This window comes from Photobacterium sp. BZF1, assembly GCF_014349205.1.
Taxonomy (GTDB): Bacteria; Pseudomonadota; Gammaproteobacteria; order Enterobacterales; family Vibrionaceae; genus Photobacterium.
Genome location: NZ_JACSOF010000237.1, coordinates 1 through 5,935, shown reverse-complemented (window position 1 = coordinate 5,935; position 5,935 = coordinate 1). Strand labels below are relative to the sequence as shown.

General features: G+C 39.4%; 6 protein-coding genes. All 6 read right to left on the bottom strand.

Annotated features, from left to right (window positions below; genetic code table 11):
- Positions 1 to 888 (bottom strand): helix-turn-helix transcriptional regulator (locus tag BIZ37_RS29080; protein ID WP_187464502.1); only part of this gene is annotated, 888 nt, incomplete at its 3' end.
- 304 nt (positions 889 to 1,192) lie between these two features.
- Positions 1,193 to 1,390 carry a hypothetical protein gene (locus BIZ37_RS29075; RefSeq protein ID WP_187464501.1) on the bottom strand — a complete coding sequence of 66 codons (198 nt, stop codon included), beginning with the start codon at positions 1,388 to 1,390 and terminating at the stop codon, positions 1,193 to 1,195.
- A 596-nt stretch (positions 1,391 to 1,986) separates the two neighbouring features.
- A complete protein-coding gene (locus BIZ37_RS29070; protein WP_187464500.1) occupies positions 1,987 to 3,348 on the bottom strand; it encodes an MATE family efflux transporter in 1,362 nt (453 codons plus the stop codon).
- 78 nt (positions 3,349 to 3,426) lie between these two features.
- Complete coding sequence (locus tag BIZ37_RS29065; protein ID WP_187464499.1) at positions 3,427 to 4,299, bottom strand: helix-turn-helix domain-containing protein; 873 nt, start codon at positions 4,297 to 4,299, stop codon at positions 3,427 to 3,429.
- 366 nt (positions 4,300 to 4,665) lie between these two features.
- Positions 4,666 to 5,172, bottom strand: coding sequence for a Tfp pilus assembly protein FimT/FimU (locus BIZ37_RS30630; protein WP_187464498.1), 507 nt, complete (start codon positions 5,170 to 5,172; stop codon positions 4,666 to 4,668).
- Between the two features lie 230 nt (positions 5,173 to 5,402).
- Positions 5,403 to 5,935: hypothetical protein (locus BIZ37_RS30335; RefSeq protein ID WP_222939884.1), on the bottom strand; the 533-nt coding region annotated here is incomplete at its 5' end.

Sequence of the window (5,935 nt, the reverse complement as noted above, 5' to 3'; positions counted from 1 at the left end):
TTTAAATGCTCTGGATAATGCAGAAGGCTCAGAAAAGCCAACAATATCAGATATATCTGAAATAGAAACTTCACTTTTAGATAAAAGTTCTTTTGTTTTTTCTATCCGTAGCTCTTGCATCATAGTTCTAAATGTGGATTTTTTATTGGCTAATAGTCTTTGTAAACTCCTCTTTGAAATCCCTGTCTTATGTGCTAACTTATCTATAGTCCACAATGAATCTGAAATATTCTCAAGGCAACAACATCTAATAATTTCAATCTGGGTTGGCTCTGGAATATAATCCATATTATTTAAAGGTTTAACCAACCAGTGGACAGGAAAGTTAATGATTATTTCTTCTCTATTGCCAAATGAAGCCAATGCTTTATTGACCTGTAATGTATCCGGTAGGTAATCACTTCCCCAAAATATTATAGAAACTTCTTTTTCCTTATAACTCGACCCAAGATGATTTTCAAGCAATGCCATATTATAGCCTACGATAACTGCATTAATCGGTTTCAGGTCTAACTTGATATTTCTTTTTCTCCAGAGTCTAAATACAGCTCGATTTTCATTAACTTTCAACTCATTTATTGAGCTTGGGTTAACGATAGAGTAATGCTGTAGGCATAGCAGAATATTTTCTAAAAGACTAAGCTTTCTCTCTTGATAAATATATAGTAAGTCCTCAAAGTAAAGGGCTCTACCAATTTCATAAAAAACACTTTTTTCAGATGCTGATGGTACAAGTTGAGATAAAAGTTGCAATGTTAGATCAATGTTACTGACAATATCATCAAAATCATTGGATAATTGCAATGTATCAATATGCGGCATTAGTTCCTGATACTTTTTAAGTATTCTTTTTGGATACCTAGAACGATTAAAGTTTATTTTTGACAAATCAACATCCTTTCAATTGTCTAGACACTACTCTGCTATTAAGCAGATATTAAATAATAGAATAGTCATTGATCTAGTATAATATATCACACATATTTAATCACAGTGATCAAGCATTACAGTGAGCAGAATAAGTTAGCACCTGTTTTCTACGTTTTCCTACAGGTATCTCACTTATTATTTCAAACCGTAAATAAAGGTAACTCCATTTTAAAATATATATGAGCTTTATAAGCAATCAGGAAGGTAACTGATGGGGCTTTAAAATCCCATATAAAAGAGGGCCTAATAGGCCCTATCAACATTAATACGCCTCAACGTCACTTGCAGTCTTCTCAGCTAATTTTTTCTTTATCTCGTTACACTCGGTAATAAGTAAATGCGCGTGAACTAGTTTTCCGTCAATGATGCAGGGATGACTTGGAGTACCACCTGAACTTGAACCTGCATGTAGTGTAGTGCTGAAGAACATTAAAGTAATTAGTACAAATATAATTTTCATAATTTCTCCCCCTCTTACCATGAATAAGTTATTAACGAACTATCAAATATGACTTAACCAGTGACTATCACTTGGCCATGAAGCAACCTACTACCAGGCTGTGAGATAATTGGTATGCAATTAGCAGTTCTTGCTCCGCTTGAGCTAGATTTGTAAGTTCCTACTTTGTGTAAATCACATTCACCATCCCACAAGGGTAATATTACATTTCAAACTCAATTAGTAAGTGATGTGAGGTGTCAATAGATGGTAATTTAGGCACACAATATCAATAAAACTCGAGGTTAGCTTAGACATAACAGAAACCAAAGCCCAACTTTCACCTTAGGGGATAAGCCAACGTTATACGGTAGTAAGTTTGACCTGCTACCCGCATTATGATCCAACTAAAAATTAGTGCACTCTTGCATCTTGATGATCACTTCACTGACATGATAGAAAGTAAGTCAAATAACGCTTAGGTTAAGCTAACCATTAGCAAGCTAAAACAAGGAATTAGCTCAGGTATGACAAAGTCTCTTCTCTTATTCAATTTCAATTCGTATCTATTGGGCAGTTGAAAGCCCAGTTAATGCCGGGCCCTATTTGATTTATCTCTATGCCGTTAATTCAACAGCCTCAATCTGCTCCATTTGCTTGCTCCGTTTGCGGTAATAGGTAAACAGCATACTTAAGCTAATCACCGCTGTAACAGCCTCGGCAAACAGGATACTTGCCCAGACGCCATTTTCGGTAAATAACTGAGGCAGCAGTAATACACCAAGGGCAACAAAAACAAACCCACGGCCAAGCGAAATAATTGTCGCCTGATTGGGTCTGGCAATAGCCTGGAACAGGTTGGCGATCACCATGTTCAAACCCATTAACGGCACACCGAGGAAGAACAGACTCAGTGCTTTTGCTGAAAGCGCGATCAGTTCCTCTGCGTCACCGAAGTACCAAGTTGCAATATGCGGTGCAGTCCACCAAATGAGTAGTAGGAATGCGGTGCCGCTGGCTATTGCCACCTTTAAGCCCAGTTGTAGCGTTTGGTCAATGCGCGAAACTTGATTTGCTCCATGGTTGAAACTCATAATTGGCTGGCAAGCTTGGGCTATACCCACCATAACGAATAGGGCGAAGACACCAATGTTGGTTGTCAAACCGTAGGCAATAATATGGTCCTCGCCAAACTGGCTTAAAAGGACATAGTTAAATAACAAAATTGTTAACGCAGACGTTACTTCAATGAAGAAGGTCGGCATACCTAAAGTGATAATGTCTTGTGCTTTATTAAAACCGAGCCCTTTAATACTAAGTGTTAATGAACCCTGCTTGCGTACAAAGTGACTGAGCAGGATAAGGAAGATGACGACTTGTGCGATAGCTGTAGCAATACCTGCGCCTTTCATACCCATGTCTAATTCGATAATAAAAACATAATCGAGTACTAAATTGGTGATTGCGCCAATCGACATCGCATAGGTCGCCAGCTTCGGGTTCCTATCATTTCGAACAAAGCAAGAGAGTACCCAGCCAATTGAGTAAATGATGAAGAATGGCATTAATACTGAGAGAAAGTCATAGGCCAACTCAGCCATATAACCGCTTGCTCCCATTAGTACAATAAGCTCATCAAGCCAAACCAGCGCCAATACCACACCCACGGTAGAAAACAGGGTGACGATAACCAGCGATTGATTAAGCCAGGCTTGCCCTGATTCGGTATTACCCTTACCTAAGTCAATCGACATTCTAGCCGCGCCACCAATACCTATCATCATAGCGATAGCGGTAAAAATTGAAAATGGCGGAATAACCAGTGATAGGGCACCTAGTCCATCTGCGCCTACGCCTTGGCCGACAAACCAGCCATCACCGATTATAAACAGTGATTTAATCACCATACCGGTCAAGGCTGGCCAGAGGTACTGATAAAACGATTTTGAAATTGGATCAGTTTTTAGATTGATATTCATTGTATGAGTAATCAGCAAGGTGAACGAATTGACGGGTATTATCAGTACATCGCCACCCTGATGAAATGGATTATCTGCTTATAATGTTGCACTATCTACACATCGGAGTCGAAATTGAGCTGGCGATTCCTTCATATTGCTGCGGTAGAAGCGACTAAAGTAAGCTGGGTCGGCAAACCCCAATTCCAGCGCGATCGTCTTTATGGTTTTGTTAGAAAAAGCCAGATCGCGGTTTGCCTCCAGTATTACCCTGTCGTGAATCAACTGAGTTACCGTCTTGCCAAGCTCTGCTTTAACAATCTCATTGATGCGTTTATTGGTTATCGCCAAGGCATCGGCATAAAACTGACAACTTTTTTCAGTTTTATAGTGCTGATCGATGAGTTCGATAACTTGCCCAACACGTGGGTCTCTTTCCTCTCCTTTTTCGACATTACTGGTTGAGTAGCGAAGCAAATAACGAAGGAAACAGTTAATCAGTGATTCCACCAAGGCCCAATCGCAATCTTCCCGTACGCACTCTTCCTGAATAAGAGTAAATATTGGCAATAAATACTCGTTGCTTTGCTGATCACAATCGAGATAAGGTAAGCGGTTACCTCGGATAGAAAAGACACTATCCACTAGCTGTGTACTACGTTTATTAGTTTCGACAAAACCGTGGGCGAACACCAATAAGCGAACGTTATTACTTGTCATATCAGACTGATGTACCTGCCCGGGTGTAATAGTAAAAAATCGCCCAGCTTTATTAGGGTATTCCACAAAATCAATACTTTGTTTACCGTAATCATCCTGGCACCAAACGATCTCCCAATACTCGTGTCGATGAGGTTCATTGTAAGTTTCATCTTGGCCGATAGGGCTGTCGATTGCCCTACAAGGCTCTCCTAGAATCAATCGAACAGGTTTGACGGGCTGCACTAATTTACCTCTCTCATTAAAACGCATAAATGCAAGTAATATGTATTATTGCAAATAATAGTAGTTGTTTTCATTCCAAAATTTATTCACTAGAAATTCTTATTAAAGCCGTTGAATTATAAAACCTGGCGATAAACAAACTATGCAGTGGTAGCCATTGATATCTCTGTTGCTTATAGAGTGCCATACCAACAATGAGCACACATCCATCGTCAAAAAACACAACAAAAATACGCATGATCTAAAGTACTGATGAAATGTATTAATAGGCTATGAACGAGTATTTAATCTAAACGATTTTGGGGCAAAAATGAGTTAAGGCACTTACCCTAACTCATGAAAATACAGTTAATCCCACCATGCTATCTAATCACTAGCTTGGGAATTAAATTATCAGCAGCCGTCATATATTTTTGTGATTTCATGATCTAGCAAGTTACCTGTAATTTCCCCATCTTCATTGTTATGTGGCCTTGGCAACTTAATGAACAGGTAACATCCATGCTTGGAAAGCTTACTTAAGTCTTCACTCGATTTAATGTCATCCCTAAGAGAGACAAATAGGCTGTTATCTGTGACAGAAAGCAGGCTATAACCGCTAACGTCCATCGCCGTTTCCACATCTTCTTTCTTCAGGTTCAAATGACCAAAAATGACATACAAGTCGGTTCCTGGGATCTGCGTTCTTTCCAAGGTATATTCCATACCATGCAATATGGCCTTGGCTCTTACCATTTCATCAGCCGCCCTGAATGCGCCAACAAAGCCATCAAGTGCCGCTATGCGGGAGTCTGACGATACATTTAAAAAGCGCGGAGCTGCAGTGACAGCAATAATGCCCAGAACGACGATCACAATGATCATCTCGATTAATGTAAAACCACGAGAAAGATGCCTCATAAATAATCCCTATAAAAAAACAGTCAACGATATGCCACTTTGTGCATTACTATTGCGCCGCTGAATTATATGGGTTGCTTATGATTTTGCCAGATAGCATTCGCTTGTTTTATGTATGCCTTTGTAGAGCATTAACATTTTGAAATAGTTGCAAATTATATGCTAGTTTCTACACAGTGAATACTCAGGCATGGAAATCATATTTGGGCAGTTAACACTTACTTTAAATGTTAACTTTCAGCCTCACCCGCTGTTTGCCCGGGCATAGGATCATCAATAACGGCAATATACCTTTCAATGACAGGATGCTCTGTTTCTTGCTCTTCGCGCAAAATCCAGCACTGCTCAAGCCTTAGATCGGTATATGTGTGATCTTTAAATTCTGCACGCCATCTAACTTTAAATCTGGCCTCATATTTACCATTAGCTAGATATGAAACATCTATCTTTTCGATTTGGTGATCATCTGAAATAAGAAGGTTATGAATCCACTGGTGCCACTCTAAAAATTCGCTTCGTGAGCGGATTTTATAATCAGGAAAGTCAACATGGATGTTTTCATCCACTAAACAGGAGAACGCCTCTGCACCAAGTAACTGCTTACCAACTGTAGCTCGTTCATACATAGAGAAAACTTTGTGTACAAAACTCTTTATGTCATTAATGGTAAACTTTCTAGTCTCATATTCGTCAATTAGTGATTGGTACGATGTGGTTTTGAACTGCATGGCTACTCCTGAGGGCACGCATAGGTATCTAATGC